Origin of the sequence: Ensifer sp. ENS06, from assembly GCF_014852205.1 — a bacterium.
GTDB classification, from domain to species: Bacteria; Pseudomonadota; Alphaproteobacteria; order Rhizobiales; family Rhizobiaceae; genus Ensifer; species Ensifer adhaerens.
The window spans coordinates 1-17,317 of sequence record NZ_JACVBC010000017.1 but is presented as its reverse complement, the minus strand read 5'-3'; the positions used below and the strand labels follow the sequence as shown (position 1 = coordinate 17,317).

Annotated in this window: 16 protein-coding genes; 14 read left to right on the top strand and 2 right to left on the bottom strand. The window is 61.1% G+C overall.

Annotation, left to right across the window (positions count from 1 at the left end; genetic code table 11):
• Nucleotides 1–510: 510 nt before the first annotated feature.
• Entirely contained in the window at nucleotides 511–1,827 is a 1,317-nt protein-coding gene (locus IB279_RS32605) for an aspartate aminotransferase family protein (RefSeq protein ID WP_113188548.1), read from the bottom strand.
• Nucleotides 1,828–1,829: 2 nt separating this feature from the next.
• Complete coding sequence (locus IB279_RS32600; protein WP_162741247.1) at nucleotides 1,830–2,879, bottom strand: phosphotransferase enzyme family protein; 1,050 nt, start codon at nucleotides 2,877–2,879, stop codon at nucleotides 1,830–1,832.
• Nucleotides 2,880–3,060: 181 nt separating this feature from the next.
• Between IB279_RS32600 and IB279_RS32595 the strand changes: the two genes are divergently transcribed.
• The 14 genes from IB279_RS32595 (at nucleotide 3,061) to IB279_RS37735 (ending at nucleotide 16,886) form a co-directional block, all read left to right on the top strand.
• A complete protein-coding gene (locus tag IB279_RS32595; protein ID WP_034800404.1) occupies nucleotides 3,061–3,741 on the top strand; it encodes a GntR family transcriptional regulator in 681 nt (226 codons plus the stop codon).
• 76 nt (nucleotides 3,742–3,817) lie between these two features.
• Entirely contained in the window at nucleotides 3,818–4,558 is a 741-nt protein-coding gene (locus tag IB279_RS32590; protein ID WP_034800406.1) for an SDR family NAD(P)-dependent oxidoreductase, read from the top strand.
• A 195-nt stretch (nucleotides 4,559–4,753) separates the two neighbouring features.
• Nucleotides 4,754–5,806, top strand: coding sequence for an ABC transporter substrate-binding protein (locus IB279_RS32585; protein WP_034800408.1), 1,053 nt, complete (start codon nucleotides 4,754–4,756; stop codon nucleotides 5,804–5,806).
• Nucleotides 5,807–5,896: 90 nt separating this feature from the next.
• Nucleotides 5,897–6,976, top strand: a complete 1,080-nt coding sequence (locus IB279_RS32580) for an ABC transporter ATP-binding protein (RefSeq protein ID WP_113506311.1) — start codon at nucleotides 5,897–5,899, stop codon at nucleotides 6,974–6,976.
• Nucleotides 6,973–8,151 carry an ABC transporter permease gene (locus IB279_RS32575; RefSeq protein WP_060585502.1) on the top strand — a complete coding sequence of 393 codons (1,179 nt, stop codon included), beginning with the start codon at nucleotides 6,973–6,975 and terminating at the stop codon, nucleotides 8,149–8,151. The genes IB279_RS32580 and IB279_RS32575 overlap by 4 nt, the downstream gene beginning before the upstream one ends.
• A gap of 2 nt (nucleotides 8,152–8,153) precedes the next feature.
• Complete coding sequence (locus tag IB279_RS32570; protein ID WP_113506312.1) at nucleotides 8,154–8,936, top strand: ABC transporter permease; 783 nt, start codon at nucleotides 8,154–8,156, stop codon at nucleotides 8,934–8,936.
• 364 nt (nucleotides 8,937–9,300) lie between these two features.
• Nucleotides 9,301–9,822, top strand: a complete 522-nt coding sequence (locus IB279_RS32565) for a 2'-5' RNA ligase family protein (RefSeq protein ID WP_113506313.1) — start codon at nucleotides 9,301–9,303, stop codon at nucleotides 9,820–9,822.
• Nucleotides 9,823–10,225: 403 nt separating this feature from the next.
• A complete protein-coding gene (locus IB279_RS32560) occupies nucleotides 10,226–11,245 on the top strand; it encodes an ABC transporter substrate-binding protein (RefSeq protein WP_113506318.1) in 1,020 nt (339 codons plus the stop codon).
• Nucleotides 11,246–11,265: 20 nt separating this feature from the next.
• The gene (locus IB279_RS32555) at nucleotides 11,266–12,948 is read left to right on the top strand and encodes an iron ABC transporter permease (protein ID WP_113506314.1); all 1,683 of its coding nucleotides are present in this window, start codon (nucleotides 11,266–11,268) and stop codon (nucleotides 12,946–12,948) included.
• A gap of 4 nt (nucleotides 12,949–12,952) precedes the next feature.
• Complete coding sequence (locus tag IB279_RS32550; RefSeq protein WP_113506315.1) at nucleotides 12,953–14,050, top strand: ABC transporter ATP-binding protein; 1,098 nt, start codon at nucleotides 12,953–12,955, stop codon at nucleotides 14,048–14,050.
• The gene (locus IB279_RS32545; RefSeq protein ID WP_113506316.1) at nucleotides 14,047–14,904 is read left to right on the top strand and encodes an inositol monophosphatase family protein; all 858 of its coding nucleotides are present in this window, start codon (nucleotides 14,047–14,049) and stop codon (nucleotides 14,902–14,904) included. Before IB279_RS32550 ends, IB279_RS32545 begins: the two co-directional genes overlap by 4 nt.
• Nucleotides 14,905–14,947: 43 nt before the next feature.
• Entirely contained in the window at nucleotides 14,948–15,736 is a 789-nt protein-coding gene (locus IB279_RS32540; RefSeq protein WP_210338754.1) for a MurR/RpiR family transcriptional regulator, read from the top strand.
• Between the two features lie 22 nt (nucleotides 15,737–15,758).
• On the top strand, nucleotides 15,759–16,343 hold the full coding sequence (locus IB279_RS32535) for a tyrosine phosphatase family protein (protein ID WP_060606803.1): 585 nt from the start codon (nucleotides 15,759–15,761) through the stop codon (nucleotides 16,341–16,343).
• Nucleotides 16,344–16,754: 411 nt separating this feature from the next.
• Nucleotides 16,755–16,886 carry a hypothetical protein gene (locus IB279_RS37735; protein WP_256385320.1) on the top strand — a complete coding sequence of 44 codons (132 nt, stop codon included), beginning with the start codon at nucleotides 16,755–16,757 and terminating at the stop codon, nucleotides 16,884–16,886.
• Nucleotides 16,887–17,317 lie beyond the last annotated feature (431 nt).

Genomic DNA, 17,317 nt, shown 5'->3' with positions numbered 1-17,317 from the left:
TTTTCAAAGCTTGTCGGACTGCTGCGGCGCATTGGTAGCGCCTTCGGAAGCACTCGACTTGGCCCTGACGCCAACCTCGAACGACAGCCCCTCACAGAGAAGATCGTCCGACTACAGTGCCCGATTGCGGCAGCGCTGATTGCTAGGTTTGGCCTTGTCGTGGCACCTGGGGGCTTTGCGCGGGCGATGCCCACCCGACTTTTCGACCTTCAGCGGGTGGGCGCGCGGAGGTGCTGGTGTCGTTCTGTGTCGCGAGCAGACGACAACCAACAGCCGGCGTCGCTTGAAACCGTGACAAGGGGCCCTCCAACCTTTTACGACGACGGTTCGGTGAATAGGCCTTCCAGGCGCGATATTCCCGCTCCAACAATGTTGATGCGTGGGTGTCATTTGTCACGCCTGTCGCCAACCAAGAGGGGCACCGTCCACGTGGCATTTCTGCGACGTTGTAGACGTGGCCCGGCTCGCGACGCTGCGCAAATGTATCGAATGCGGCGCGAAGCCTCCTATTCAGAGAGACCGCAACACGTCGCCAAATGCATCCAACAGCATGTCCGCATTCTCGCGAGAAAAGACGAGAGGTGGCCGGATTTTCAGAACATTGGCATTGGGACCGGAGGCGCTGATGAGGATGCGGCGATCTCGCAGACCATTTACGATCCGAGTCGTTAGCGCGGCATCAGGGCTCTTGACGGCAGGGTCGGCAACGATCTCGACGCCGATGAAGAGACCGGAACCGCGCACGTCCCCGAGAGCGTGGTATCGATCCGAAAGGCTCTTGAGGCCACCCATCAGGTAGGAGCCGATCTCCAGCGCATTTTGCTGCAGCCCCTCAATGCGGATCGTGTCGAGCACTGCCTTGCCGGCCGCGGCGGCGACCGGATTGCCGCCGAACGTGTTGAAATAGCGCGCCTTTGGGCCGAACTCAGCGATAACCTCGGGGCGCAGCACGATACCCGCCATCGGATAGCCGTTACCCATTGGTTTGCCGATCGTCACCATGTCGGGTGCAACGCCGTGGCGTTCGAAACCCCACATCGTTTCGCCCGTTCGACCGAAGCCGGGCTGCACCTCGTCGGCGATGAAGAGGCCGCCAGCCTCGTGGATCGCGTCCACCGCAGGCTTGAGAAAACCTCTCGGCCCTTCGAAGATGCCGTCGCTGGAAAAGATCGTATCGGTGATCAGCATGGCCGGCTTGATGCCGTGACGTTTGAGATCGGCGATTGCGGCGCGCACCTCGTGGCCGAATTTTACCGCCATCTGTTCGGGCGAGTGACGGTAGCTGTCCGGCGCGGGCACCGTGCGCACATGCGGGCCGAGCGTCACGGATTCGCCGAGCGAGGGCGAGAATTCGGCAACCGCGCTCGTCAGGCCGTGATAGGCGAGGTCAGTTGCGATGATGCCGGTGCCCCCAGTGACGAAGCGGGCGATGCGAACGGCGAGATCGTTCGCTTCACTGCCGGTGCAGGTGAACATGGCCTGGCTGAGCGCCTCGGGGAAGGTGGCCGTCAGTGCCTCGGCATAGGCGACGATCCCTTCGTGCAGGTAGCGTGTGTGAGTGTTGAGCACGGCCGTCTGCTTCGTGATTGCCTCCACCACGCGCGGATGGCAATGGCCGAGCGAGGCGACGTTGTTGTAAGCGTCGAGATACCGCTCGCCGGCCGTGTCGTACAGAAAAACGCCTTCGCCGCGGACAAGATGCAGCGGTTTTTCGTAAAACAGGCGGTAGGCGGGACCGAGCACTTTTTCTCGGCGAGCGATAAGCGCCCTCTCGCTCTCGTCTAGTCGGTCGAAATCTGCACGCGAAAAAGCATTCACCATCGACATGATCAAGCCTCGGAAAGGTTGGGCGCGAGCCGTTTCAGCCCGGCCGGAGTGAGATCGACTATGTTCTGCAGGCCGCGGCATGCGGTCGCGTGGTTACGCATGATATAGGCCCGGTTCTCAGGAAAACGTGCGGAACGCCACTCCGCGATGATGATGGACATGGCGAGGCGGGAACGGGCGAGAAGCGGTAGCAGCTCGATTTCGGCCGGCTCCAGCGCGCGCGCCGACAGGAAGCCTTCGAGGAAGGCGCCGGTGCGGGCGGCCCAGTTGTCGGTCGCAAGGTGATAGGAGAGGGCGACGGCAAGGTCATTGATCAAGGGCGCATGCACCATGTCGCCGAAGTCGATGATACCAACAACTTTGGTCGGCTCTGCCGGATCAAGCAGGATGTTGTGCGGATTGAAATCGTTATGGATGATCTGCCGGCGCTTGATCGCGGCGATCGCCGGCATCGAGCGTTCGAACTCGGCGAGTATGGCCTCCACCTGCGCTCGGCGCTCGATGCCGACATGGTCGAGCAGGGCGACAAGGTCGAGTGTATGAGAAATGTCCCACATCAACTTTCCGGCGGGCGGGCGCCCTTTGTAGTCTTCGAGACCCAGCCCAAGTTGTGCGAGCGCCCGGCCGACGTTGCGGCTCTGCGTCTCTGAGGCCGAGGTGCGGTATTGCAGTTCGCCGCCGAGGAAGGTCAACAGGCGCATGACGCGGGGGCCATCGGAGGTGGAAAGCGTATGGCTCGGCGCTCCGGTTTTCGTGAGCATGAGCCTTGGCACCGGTACATTGGGGGCCGCAGCCTCCAGATGCATTAGCGCACCATCCTGGAACTCAAGCGAGGCCGGGTCTTCGGCGGGATTGGCAATCTTGAGGATGAAGTCCTTTCCGTCCGAGCGGGTAAAAAGAAAGGTCTCGTCCCTTTCGCTTGAGAGCCGCCTGATCGAGCCGCTCGCGTCATAGACCTGCTTCACCGCCGCCTCCGCATCGGAAAGCGATGTCGCGCTCCATGTTGCCGACATGGAATCGGCGTTCTTGGCGGTGGGCGATGGCTCCGTCATGCTTGCTCCGTTGGCGCGGTCGCCCGCATTTCCGTCAATCTCTGCCCGCCAGCTGACCACGACGACGACGACATTGTCGCGCCAAGCCGTTCGGTGAATGATGTCTGCGACACGCCATACTTGAAACACAGCGAAAAAGATGCATCAAGTATCTTGTTATTCCATTTTTCGGACGGATTCCATGCCTCAATTCACGTCACTGGATCATGAGAACCTCAACAGCGTCGTCTATGGTGCGTTGTGCGATGCGCTGATCCAGGGACGGTTCCAACCCGGCGATCGGCTGAAGATCCGGGATCTGGCAGAGCAATTCGGCACAAGCGTTACGCCGATCCGCGACGCAATCCTTCGGCTTGCCAATGACGAGGCGATTATCTTCCGCTCGCCGCGCGACATCCGCATCCCGGGCTTGAGCGAAAACCGCTACCGCGAGATCCGCGCAATCCGGGTGCGCCTGGAGGGACTGGCGGCGGAGACTGCGGCCCAGGTGGCGACGAGCGCGGATATCGAAGCGTTGGAGCGGATCTTGCGCGAAAACGAACAAGCAATCGAGGCCGGCGACAGACTGAAGGGCACGCAACTCAACCAAGCCTTCCACTTCCTGCTGCCGCAGATCGCCGGTCTGCCGGTGCTGAACAGCATCCTGCGGCGGCTCTGGCTGCGGATGGGACCACATATTTCCGATGCTTACATAGAGGGCGGACGGGCGATGATTGACCACCACTACCCGGTCGTCGAAGCCCTGAAGCGGCACGATCCCGCCGCCGCTTCGATGGCAATCGTCGACGACATCCTGCTCGGCGGCAAGCCGATCCTCGAGCGCATCGAACGGGGCAGCGAGCCGGAGGCGCGCCGGGCTTGACGTCGCTTGGAATAGGAGACTTGCAATTCATGGGCAGCATATTACGATGCATCAAACATCAAAAGGAAGCGCTCCGATGACCGATGATTGCCGGTACATGTTGCTGACGGGGGCGAGCCGCGGGATCGGGCACGCAACTGTCAAGCTCTTTCAGTCGAAGGGCTGGCGCATTCTCACCGTTTCTCGCCAGTCCTTTTCCGAGGAATGTGCCTGGCCGTCCGCACGCGAGAGCCATATCCAGGCCGACCTTGCCGATCTCACGCAGATTGACCGCCTGGCTGCGACCGTGCGCGAGCGCCTACCGAACGGGCGCCTGCATGCACTCGTGAACAATGCGGGCATTTCGCCGAAGGGACCGGGCAAGAGTCGCCTCGGTGTGCTGGATACCGATGCCGATGTCTGGACGCAGGTGCTCAACGTAAATCTTGTGTCGACCGCTTTGATCGCCCGCGCGCTCATGCCGGAACTGGAAGCGGCGAAGGGCTCGATCGTCAATGTTACGTCCATCGCAGGCTCTCGCGTCCACCCTTTTGCAGGCGTTGCCTATGCGGCGTCCAAAGCGGCGCTGGCCTCACTGACCCGCGAAATGGCGCACGAATTCGGCCAACGCGGCGTCAGGGCGAACGCCATCGCGCCGGGCGAGATCGAAACGTCTATCCTGTCGCCCGGAACCGATGAACTGGTGGCGGCGGAAGTGCCGATGCGAAGACTGGGCGAACCGCGCGAAGTCGCGGAGACCATCTACTTCCTTTGCACCGAGCCATCGTCCTACATCAACGGCGCGGAAATCCACATCAACGGAGGGCAGCACGTCTGACAACGGTCAAATCGGGAAAACCCGTTGGCCTGCAATGACTAGAATGCATCCATCGGTTGAAACGTCCAAGGGAGAATGGGCGTAAAGACCGGTGAGGCCGCAGCCACCGCCGCAACAGGACGGGGACAACGGTCTGCATGGGATCGTCATCGGAGCCGCAGCGGCTCTTTCACCAACGAAGAAAAGGGGAATGCCATGAAGACAATCTTTCAATCGGGTGTCCTGGCGGCGGCTGCCGTCGTTCTGTCGGCGGGCCTTGCTGTGCCGGTTTTCGCGCGAGATCTAACAGTCGTTTCATGGGGTGGAAACTATCAGGATGCCCAGCGCAACATCTACTTCAAACCGTTCTCCGAAAAGTCCGGCAAGCCAGTGCTCGACGAAGCCTGGGACGGCGGGATCGGCGTCATCCAGTCGAAGGTCAAGGCCGGCGCACCGAACTGGGATGCGGTGCAGGTGGAAGCCGAAGAACTGGCGCTCGGTTGTGCCGACGGTCTTTATGAAAAGATCGACTGGGACAAGATGGGCGGTAAGGACAAATTCCTCGATTCTGCGGTCAATGACTGTGGTGTCGGCGCCATCGTCTGGTCGACGGCCATCGCCTATGACGGCGACAAGCTGAAGGAAGGCCCGACTTCCTGGGCGGACTTCTGGAACGTCGAAAAGTTCCCCGGCAAGCGCTCGCTGCGCAAGGGCCCAAAATACACGCTGGAATTCGCGCTACTCGCCGATGGTGTCTCCAAGGATGAGATCTATGACGTTCTCGGTACAGAGGAGGGGGTCGCCCGCGCCTTCAAGAAACTCGACGAATTGAAGCCTAACATCGTCTGGTGGGAATCGGGCGCACAGCCGTTGCAGTTTCTCGCATCGGGCGAAGTCGCCATGACTTCGGCATACAACGGCCGCATCACCGGCATCAATCGGTCGGAAGGCAAGAACTTCAAGGTCGTCTTTCCCGGCAGCATTTATGCCGTCGATAGCTGGGTCGTGTTGAAGGATGCGGAGAACAAGGAGGCTGCGCAGGACTTCATCGCTTTTGCGAGCCTGCCGGAAAACCAGGCGAAACTGCCGGAATTCGTGGCATACGGTCTGCCGAACAAGGAGGCCGCGTCCAAAGTACCGGCGGAATTCTCCAAGGACCTGCCAACCGATCCTGCCAACATGACAGATGCCATCTCGCTCAATGTCGATTTCTGGATCGACAATGCCGAGACGCTGACGCAGCGCTTCAACGCCTGGCTCGCCCAGTAAGAACATCCGTGGTGAAGGGCGCTCCACCGGGAGCGCCCTTTCCTGGATGGCTGGGTGCGTTTCTTGAGGACGCATCCTTCGCCTTTAGCGATGGAGTCTGCCGTGGCCGAATACATTCGATTTGACCGCATTACGAAATTCTACGGCCCGCTTTGCGTGGTTGAACATCTCGATCTCGGCATCGGGAAGGGGGAGTTCGTCAGCCTGCTCGGCCCGTCCGGCTCGGGCAAAACGACGCTTCTTATGATGCTCGCTGGCTTCGAGCAGCCGACCGCGGGCGAGATCCTTCTCGACGGAACTGCCATCAATAAGGTGCCCACCTACAAGCGGGACATGGGTGTTGTCTTCCAGAGCTACGCGCTCTTCCCGCACATGTCAGTCGGCGAAAACATCGCTTTTCCGCTCCAGATGCGGGGCATTGGCAAGGCGGGGATCGATGAGCGCGTCAAACGTGCACTCGACATGGTGCAGCTTTCAACCCTTTCCGACCGACGGCCCTCGCAGCTCTCGGGTGGCCAGCAGCAGCGCGTGGCGCTTGCCCGGGCGCTTGTCTTCGAACCGCGTGTCGTGCTGATGGACGAGCCACTCGGCGCGCTTGACAAGCAGTTGCGCGAGCAGATGCAACTCGACATCCGCGATCTGCACCGCCGCCTCGGCCTAACAATCGTTTTCGTTACGCATGACCAGTCCGAAGCGCTTACGATGTCGGATCGCGTCGCCGTCTTCAACAAGGGCAAGATCGAGCAGATCGGGACACCCCGCCAGGTCTACGACGAGCCGGCGACGCGCTTCGTCGCCGAATTCATCGGCGAGACCAATCTCGTCGAAGGTGTCGTGGAAACCGTGCAAGGCGCGGAAGCAACTGTGCGTCTTCGTTCGGGGGCACAAATTGTGTCGGCGGTTTCCGGCAGCGTCGCTTCCGGCCAATCCGTCTTTCTCTCCATCCGTCCGGAACGGGTAGATCTCAGCGAGACGCGCAGTGAGGGTCGAAACGTCTTGGAAACGGAAGTTGCAGATTCCGTTTATCAGGGCGATCATTTGCGCGTGCAGTTGCAGAACGCCACTCACCCGCTGATCGCCAAACTCGGCAGAAGGTCGCGCGAGTTTCCGCCAGGCACCAAAGTCTTTGCGGCGTTTTCGGCCGGCGATTGTCGGGTCATTGCGCCATGAGTGGAGTCTCCTCCCGCACTGGACGATCGCTGCTTCTTCTGGCGCCGCTGCTCTTTTTCCTCATCGGCTTCTTCGTTTGGCCGCTCTTCAGCATGATGGCGCAGTCCGTGTCGGATCCGGCCGTGTTGCGGCTGCTGCCACGCAGCGCGGAAGTTCTGGCCGATTGGGACCGTAAGTCTCCACCCACCACACCCATGCAGATGGCGCTGATGGAGGACCTGAAGTCCGTCGACGACGATCAGGCGCTTGGTGACATGGTGCGGCGTCTCAACAGCGCCCGCTCCGGTTTTCGCACGCTGATGGGCAAGACGACGAGTGCATTGAAAGATACGGCGAACCCACCCGCCGACCTCGTTTCCATCGACAAACGCTGGGAGAAGCCGGAGTTCTGGCTGGCGATCGCAGATGCGCTCTCGCCCTATACCGACCGCAACCTGCTTGCCGCCGTCGATCTTGGTCGCAATGCGGCTGGTGATATCGAGCATCTGCCGCCAGACCAGTCCGTCAACGCCGTGATCCTCATGCGCACCTTCTGGATAGCCGCGCTCGTCACCTTCGCATGCGCCTGTATCGGCTTTCCGTACGCAATCATCGCCGCTTCGCTCGACGGTTGGAAGCGTGATCTGATGCTTGGCGCCGTGTTGTTGCCGCTGTGGACGTCGCTTCTGGTGCGCACCGCGGCCTGGTTCATCCTGTTGCAGGAGCAGGGTCTCATCAATGATCTCCTGCGCGCCATCGGCCTCATAGATGCGCCGCTGACGCTGATCTTCAACCGCACCGGCGTCATCATCGCCATGACCCATGTGTTGTTGCCGTTCATGGTGCTGCCGATCTATTCCGTGCTCATCACCATCCCGAAGAACTTGATGCCGGCCGCCGCCTCGCTCGGCGCACGCCCGCTGCGCGCTTTCCTGCGAGTGTTGCTGCCGCTAAGCCTCAGGGGTGTGGCGTCCGGCGCTCTGCTAGTGTTCATCTCTGCGATTGGCTATTACATAACGCCGGCGCTGATTGGCGGACCGGGCGACCAGATGATCTCCTCGATCATCGCCTTTTACGCCACGGGATCGGCGAATTGGGGCATGGCCGGTGCGCTCGGGGTCGTACTCCTGGTCGCAACTCTACTGCTCTACAGCGTCTACTCACGGCTCTCCAGCGACGAAGTTGGGGGGCGGTGACCATGCCGATGAAAATCGCCAAGGCCACCTTCGCCACGCTGACGATCCTCTTCCTCGTCGCGCCACTCATTGCCATCCTGCCGCTCGCCTTCACCTCGAGCGTGATCCTCACCTATCCGATCCCGTCGTGGTCCCTACGCTGGTTTGAGGAACTCTTCTTCGCGGACGCCTGGCGGCGGGCAATTGTCAACAGCCTGATCATCGGCACGGGCACGACCTTGCTCGCAACCGCGCTTGGTACGGCCGCGTCGCTCGGCCTGCGCAACCGCCTTCTTCTCTTTCGCGGTTCGATGCGCACACTTTTCCTGCTGCCCATGGTGGTGCCGGCCGTCGTGCTGGGGGTCGGCATGCAAGTGCTGCTGGCGGGTTTTGGCCTTACCAACAGTTACATGGGCGTGATCATCGCCCACACGGTCGTTGCGGTGCCCTTTGTGGTCGTGAGCGTCACCGGCGCGCTTGCCGGCATCGACCAGCGCGTCGAGCTTGCGGCCCAGAGCCTCGGTGCTTCGCCAACGAGGGTGTTCCGCCGGGTCACCCTGCCGCTCGCCATGCCGGGCGTACTTTCTGGCGCGGTGCTCGCCTTTGCGACGTCGTTGGACGAAGTCGTCCTCACGCTCTTCGTCGCAGGCCCGAACCAGCGGACGTTGGCGCGGCAGATGTTTTCCAGCATCCGTGAAAACATCAGCCCTGCGATCGCTGCAGCGGCCTTTCTCTTCATCGCGGGGACGGTGTTGATCGGCCTCGTTGTGGTTGTGTCGCGGTCTTTGATTGCGAAGCGGCGCTAGGCGACAGGAAGCACAGCGCTCCCAGCATCTCACCGCAGACGGTGTCGAACACCTGCAGGATTGCGGTGCGGCGGCTTGCTTTTCCCGGACGCAGTGCGTGACCTCCGCAGAGGCATAGGTCTCAGCCAGCAGGAGTTTGCCAAGATGGTCCGTCTTACTCGTCGGCAGATCGCCGCGCTTCGCGTGACGCGAATTCCCACTTTCCCCCACAGGCGCAGCGCTTCTCTAATCGGCGGGGTGAGGGCATTCTTCCACTCAACTTTGAAGCCCTTTTGTCCGCGATCGGCCAAAAGCGGACAATTTACCCGCTCTCTAATCCTAAATCCCTATAAAGTCAGGCAATTAAGTTCGTAGGACGTGACTAATGCCATATGGAATCACCGTTAAGAGCTGCGGCGCTACGGCAAGCGACATCATGAAGCTGTGGGATGAGGCGTGTATCTTTGAGCCCGTTGGCTCGATGCGGGAATTGAACTACCCACCGCACCTGACGCTTGCAGTGTTTCCCGCATATCCTGAAGAAGCAGACGCGGTCATGACCGAAGTGTTTTCAACTCAGGATTCATTACTGATCACCTTTGAGACCGTTACGTACTTTGATAACGACCTGATGGTCCTTTGGGCAAAGCCTCGCTTTGATAAGGCTTTGTTGGATCTCCACGCGACTTTACATAACCACTTCGATCCGGTCATCTGCGACGAACACTATCGCGTGGGGCGATGGGTTCCGCACTGCTCTCTTGCAACGAAGGTGCCGCAGTCTGCCAAATCGGCGGCCATCGAATGGGCTAAGAGCAAAAAGGTCAATTTTTGCGTCAACTTCGATTTCGTAGACTTTGTAGAATTCCCACCTGTCGTGGTGCATAAGGAATTGCGACTGCGATGAATGATCGCCTACGCCGCTTGCAGCCGAAATCGCTGCACTATGAAGGTTGTGTCGAGTTCCGACACTCACGTTCTATCATCAGCCGGGATGCAGCACCTTCTTTCCGCTCGGAAGAGATGGGGGCACGGAGGCGATAGCCCATTTATGCTGAACGGTCTGATGCGCTTCATCCCGGCTCGTTTGCAATGCTGTCTCAGCTATCCGGCGTCGCCGGGATGATGTCGCCTACTGCGTCCGCCAAGGTTGGTGGGCTACATGGCACAAGATAAAATGTAGCTTTCTTACATTCACTTTGACAGATGTAGATTTCCTCACTATACGAACAATCACGCACGGCGAGTGAGATCTGAGAGCCCGGAAAGGCTTTCACGGGAGGCCGAGCGTTCATTTGGAGGAAATCAAAATGTCACGCCGTTTCGCGCTGGCTTCAGCGCTCGCAGTCCTGTGCTCGCACGTCTTTTCCGCCGGCAGCGCCAGTGCTGCGGCCATGACCGTCTACTGCCCGATGTCGGAAGACGACTGCGGTGCGGTGCTGAAAGCCTTCAAGGACGACACCGGGATCGAAGCGCAGTTCGTGCGCATCGGCGCCGGCGAGATCCTCGCCCGCATCAGGGCGGAAAAGAACAATCCGCAGGCGGGTCTCTGGCTTGCAGGAGCAGCCGACAACTTCATCCAGGCAGCCAGCGAAGGCTTGCTCGCTGCGCATAAGGCGGCGGGGGTCGAAAAAGTCGACCAGCGCTTCACCGACAAGGAAGGCCGCTGGACGCCGATCTCGCTGTCACCGATCGTTTTTGCTTACAGCCAACAGGTTCTCGATGAAATCGGGGCCAAGCCGCCGACCAGCTGGAAGTCGTTCGCGGACGCGGCCTTCCAGCAAAGTGTAGCGCTTGCCCACCCGGCATCGTCGGGAACGGCCTATGTCGCTCTTGCTTCGATGGTCCAGCTTCTCGGCGAGGAGCCGGCCTTCTCGTTGATGAAGGACATCGACAAGAACGTCGTGCAATACACCCGCTCGGGCGTGGCGCCATCACGCATGGTCGCCAACAACGAGATTGCGCTCGCCATGGCCTACACCCAGGACATCGAGGCAGCACTCGCCCAGGGCTATCCGGTCGGCTATTCATTTCCTGAAGAGGGTACGGGCTTCGAGGTGAATGCTGCGGCCGCGATCGCCAACGCGCCGGAAGAACAGGCAAAGAGTGCCGCGGCGTTCCTGGACTGGGTTCTGACGGACAAGGGTCAGGCGGCCATCGGTGCAACGTTCCGCGGCCCGATCGTGCCCGGCTACAAGAACCCGGAAGCGAAGATCGACCTCTCCAACGTGAAGATGATCGACTACGACTTTACCTGGGCCGGTGAGAACCGCGCGCGGCTCCTGCAGCGCTACGAAAGCGACGTGCGCCACAAGGCCGACGCCAAGTAAAGCCGGCAAGGAGCCCCGACATGACCCTCGTCTCGCAAGCGACCCCGTCCGGCTGGACGGGGGCATCGCCGGCCTTCCTGCGAAAGATCACCGTCGACCCGTGGCTGTTCGGCCTCTTCGCCCTCGTCACGCTTTCGGTGCTGGTCTTCGCCGTCCTGCCCATCTTTACCGTCATGAAGCAGGCGGTCGTCACCGACCATGGCTTCGATTTCGCGGCGCTCGCCGATACGCTTTCCCAGTCGTTCGTCTGGGAGTCACTGGTCAACACGCTGCTGCTCGGCGCCACCTCGGCAGTCATCGCCACCGCTGTCGGCTTCCTTCTCGCCTTTTCGGCGACGCGAACGACCATGCCCGGCAAGACCTTCATTCATGGCGTGGCGCTGCTTCCGATTATCTCGCCGCCGTTCGTGATGGCACTGGCGGTCGTTATTCTTTTCGGTCGCTCGGGCCTCGTCACCCGCGAACTGCTCGGCATCCGCAATGCCAATGTCTATGGCTTCCATAGCCTGGTACTGATCCAGTCGCTCGCCTTCACACCGATCGCCTATCTCAACATTCGCGGCATGCTGCAGTCGATCGACAGCGCATTGGAGGACGCCTCCGCATCTCTGGGGGCTTCACGCTGGACGACCTTTTCGCGGGTCACGCTTCCGCTCGTCACGCCAGCGATCCTCAGTTCAACCCTGCTCGTCTTCGTCAAGTCGGTTGAAGACTTCGGCAATCCGATGCTGATCGGCGGCAACTTCAACACGCTTGCCGTCGAGGCCTATTCGCAGATGGTGGGCTACTTCAATCTGCAGGCGGGTGCGCTGCTTGCGAGCCTCATGCTGGTCCCGTCCATGACGGCCTTCCTCATCCATCGTTACTGGGTGAGCAAGCGCAGCTATGTGACCGTCACCGGCAAGCCGACAGCCCAGACGATCCGTATCTCCGGCGCCGTTGTGATCCCGCTGACGATCCTGTGTTACGCGGTCGCTTTCACCATTCTCGCCTTCTATCTGACGGTGATCTACGTCTCGTTCACGAAACTGCCCGGCGTCGACAACACGCTGACGCTCGCCCACTACAAGACCGTTTTCACGGCGGGCTTCGAGACGCTCAGCAACTCGCTGCTGCTTGCGGGTGTTGCGACGCCGGTGACCGCGATTGCCGGCATGCTGATCGCCTATCTGCTCGTCCGCAAGGCTTTCCCGGGCAGCTTCCTGCTGCGTTGGGGGACGCTGTTGTCGTTCGCAGCACCGGGGACCATTCTCGGCATTGGCTATGTCAGCACCTTCAACGCGCCGCCCATGCTTCTGACCGGAACCGCCTTCATCGTCGTTGCGGCGATGGTGGTGAAGAACCTGCAGGTCGGGATCGAGGCCGGCTCTAACCAGCTTCGCCAGATCGACAAGTCGATCGAGGAGGCGTCCACCGTCCTCGGGGCGTCCAACACACGGACCTTCTTCGAGATCACGCTGCCGCTTCTGAAACCGGCGCTTTTCACGTCTCTGTCCTACGCCTTCACCCGCTCGTTGACGACGCTGTCGGCGGTGATCTTCCTCGTCTCGGCCAACTGGACGCTGATCACCGTCACCATTCTGTCGCAGGTTGAGACGCTGAAGCTCGGTGTCGCCGCCGCCTATTGCAGCATCCTTGTCTTCGTCGTGCTCGCCATTCTTGCGGTCATGCAGTTCCTCCTCACTTCGACCTCGAAGAGGTAAGCCCATGTCGAAAGTCATCTTCTCCAACATCACCAAGCGCTTCCCGGGTATCACCGGTGCGACGGCGGTCGACCGGCTGAACCTCACGATCGAGGAAGGCACGCTCGTCACGCTGCTCGGCCCCTCCGGCTGCGGTAAGACCACGACGCTCAGAATGCTTGCCGGCTTCGAGACGCCGAGCGACGGGACAATCACGATCGGCGGGCGTGACGTCACCAACGTTCCCGTCAATGCGCGCAATGTCGGCATGGTGTTCCAGAGCTATGCACTCTTCCCGCACATGAGCGTGCGCGAAAACGTCGAGTACGGGGTGCGCCTGCTCAACCTGCCGCGCGCCGAAATGAAGGACCGTGTCGCGTCCATTCTGGATACCATGGCGCTGGCCCAATATGCCGATCGCTCGCCTTCGCGGCTTTCCGGCGGCCAGCAGCAGCGTGTGGCGCTTGCCCGCGCCGTCGTCACGCAGCCGAAGGTGCTGCTGTTCGACGAACCGCTCTCCAACCTCGACGCACAGTTGCGCGAGCGCATGCGCGACGAGCTGCGCGCCATTCAGTTGCGTCTCGGCATTACGAGCCTTTATGTCACCCATGACCAGAGCGAGGCCATGGCGATCTCCGACCGCGTGGTGGTGATGCGCAACGGCGTCATCGAGCAGGGCGACACGCCGCTCAACGTCTACTCCCGCCCCGGAACCGGCTTTGTCGCCGAGTTCATGGGCAAGGCAAATATTCTGCGCGGCAAGGTCGAGACCGCAGACGCTGCGGTCGTTCGCGTGCAGATCACATCCACAATGACCTTTGATCTGTCGAGCGATGGTCGCGTCTTCAGACCCGGCCAGGAGGTGCGCTGCGTGGTGCGGCCGGAGCACATCCGGGTCGAACCCGAGGGCACGATGGCGGCAAAGGTGCGCCGCGTGGTCTTCCAGGGCGCCTATGTCGAATATCTGACCGACCTCGAAGGCCAGGAATGCGTCTTCCTCGATACCGAATACTACCGGACGGGCGTTGCCGAAGTCGGCCAGACGCTGCGCCTTTCCGTCGATAGCAGGCCTGTCTGGATCCTGCCGGAAAATGAAGCCGACGCCATGGGAAAAGCCGCATGACCCTTAACCAAGCCATTCGCTATGATCTGCACCGGGTAATCGTGGACGTCGCTCACGAAGCCGCGCTTGCTGCCGGCGCGGTTGCCCGCAAGGGCTTCCTCGAGGCTAGTCCGGAGACGCTGCAAACCCAGCAGAAGGCCGGGTTTTTCGACATCGTTACCGCCTCAGACAAGGCGGCGGAAGCTGCGGCCTGCGAGATCATCCGGTCGCGGCTACCGGCATCACGGATCCTCGGCGAAGAAGGTGGCCTGCAAGGCGAAGGCGATACGACCTTTATCATCGACCCGATCGACGGCACCAGCAATTTCGCCTCCGGCCTGCCCTTCTTCTGCGTCTCGATCGCGGCCTACCATGTCGGCGAGCCGATCTGCGGCATCGTCTATGATCCGATCCGCGAGGAGCTCTTCCTGGCCACCGGCGGGCAGCTGTCATTGAACGGGACTGAGGTAAAGCCTTTCCTGCGTGGGTGCACCGACCGTGAAGTCGAGCTTTTGAGCAACGCTCCCTATGAGGGTGAGCGCCCGTCGCGTGCGGCACAGGAGGCTCATGCCGATCTTGTCAATTCCTTCCGTGCCGTGCGCCGTCTCGGCTCCTGCGCGCTGCACCTCGCCTATGTCGCTTGCGGCCGGGTGGCGGTCGCCTACGAATCGAAGTTCAGCGCCTGGGACATTGCAGCCGGCATCCAGCTCGTCGCGGCGGCCGGAGGCCTCGTCATAGCTCAGGACGACGAAGGCCGGTCGCTTGCTGCGCACGAAGAGGCGCTCGGATCGGTGAAGAGGCTCGTTGTGGCGCAGGCCGGTTTTGACTATCAATCGTCCTGCCTGTCGAAGCTCATGGCTGATGGGACATTGTGATCCTCATGTTCAACAATCCCTCCACGCCGGAACGAAGGGTTCCATGCTCGATCTGATCAGGCAGTCTCTCTCGCAGTTCACCCCCGCCGAGCGCAGGATCGCCGAGGCGATCCTCGACACTCCGAGCACGGCGATCACCTGGTCGATCACCGACGCGGCGCGCATCGCCAGTGTCAGCGAGCCCTCGATCATCCGATTCTGCCGGCGGCTCGATTGCGACGGCTTTCCCGATTTCCGTCTGAAGCTTGCCCAGCAACTCGCCGTGCGCCAGGCGCCGCCGAGTCCGGTGGAGGGCGACGGCGACCCGCTTACAGGCCTCGTCGACGATGTTTTCAACCGCGCCGCAGAATCCTTGCGCGAAGCCCGGCACGACCTCGACCTCGAGACGCTGCGCCGCGTTGTCGATCTGCTTGCCGGGGCCCGCCGCATCGACGTCTACGGTTATGGCGGTTCCGGCTTCCTCGCCGGCGAAACGCAGCACCGCCTCGCCTCGCTCGGTATCGCAAGCGTTGCCTATTCCGATCCAACCTTGCAAATGGTTTCGGCACCACGCCTGATGGGAGAAGACGTGCTCTTCGTGGTCTCCTTCTCGGGCCGCACGAGCTATCTTATTTCGAACATCGAGATTGCCAAGAAGGCCGGCGCACGTATAATTTCCATCTCTCCTGGCGGCTCCGTCGTCGCCTCCCTCGCCGATGAAAACATCAATCTCAACGCCTACCGCGCCTCGACCCATCCCCTCATCGTGCCGACCGGCCGCGCCCCGATGTATGTGATGCTCGACGTGCTTTTTGCCCTGCTCGCGCGCAAGTGCGAGGCAGACACGCTATGAACCGGATGCAAGGACAATCGACATGGAAACGACCTTTTCGCCAGTGCTGACCGTTTGCGGGATCGACGAACTACCGGGCCAGAGCGACAGGAAGGTGACCCACGTCCTGTCGATCGTCGATCCGGAGCTGCCGGAACTTGAGGCGTTTGGCGGTTACGGCGCCCATCACCGCACGACCTTGCGCTTCCACGACATCATTGCAGCCGTACCTAACCGGGTGATGCCGCGCCCCGACCATGTCGAGGCGATCCTTCGCTTCGGCAACGACTTCCTGGAGCGCGCAGATAAGCAGGCGTCGAGCCACGTTCTGGTGCATTGCCATATGGGCGTGTCGCGATCGACCGCCGCGATGCTGACCCTGATGGCGCAGGCAAACCCGGACGAGCCGGGCGAGAGCCTGTTTGCCCGTCTTGTCGCCATCCGTCCGCAGGCCTGGCCGAACTCGCAGATGATCGGCTTTGCCGATGAACAGCTCGGCCGCGGAAGCGACCTCACCACGGCGCTGCGCCGCCATTACGGACGACAGATCAAAAGCCGCCCCGAGTTCACCGAATGGATGACCTCCCTCGGTCGCGAGGCGGAGTTGAAGATGGCCATGCTCGGCTGACGTCGACCGCTGGCTCGTAGACCTTTTGAAGGATCTTTCGCGGCCGTTCGATGATCATGCGATCCCCGAGCTTGAAGGCGGCCCCGCCCTCTGCGGCCGCGACCTCAGTTGCGTCGTGCACCGAGCGGGCCTAGGCGTCTCGCTGACGCCGCCACATATCCAGGCATCGACTAGTCGCATGTTCTCGATCAGATCAGGCGAGCAATCGACGCTGACGAGAGGGCGCGTTTAGAAAGGGAAGGGGCTCTTTTCGGGAGCCACCATTGGGTGGGGGAGCACGGCTCCCACATCGTCAGCGCCGCCCACACTTTCGCCCGCGTGTATAACGTCATGGTGAAGCGGGCGGCTTGCGGTTGGGATGGTCGCATCGTTTGATGCAGTTTATCGTCTCTGACGCGGTGACCGCTTCTTTTGCGCGACTCCTCAGCGAAATCGACCTTCTTCGGAACGTCGGCCGCCGTGCCATCAGCCCTTCGAGGCGAGATCGAGCAACGTCGCTCGCAGAAGATGATCACCTTCTCCTGCCAGAACCTCGGCCTGTAGCGAGCCCATTTTCTCAGAGATGCTCGAGACCCATGTTATCGGCAACATCCACATCGGCCGCCTGCTGGAGAGGCAGGCAAATGGGAGGCGGCTCACCATCAGGATCAGTACCCCGTATTTGAGCGGAGCTGCTTGCCGGGGGCGTGGGCCCGGTTGCTGAATAATCGCCGGCGCCTGCCGAACCTCCTTGGTCGATCGATTTCCGCCCGTTTAATCGGGCGGAAAGTGGCTGCTGCTGTCTGTGGATAGAAATACCGTTTAATTTCAATTGGTTGTGAGATTTATGTCGGGCCCATGAAAATCCCTGTTGACGTCTGTGAGGATGGGGGTCTATAAGCCCGATCACTGACGAGGGCGGCGGCGCTGCTGGCGACGACGACCTTCGCTCTAGAGTTTCCTGGTTGGCTTGGTGCTGATTGAGGGGTTCGGGA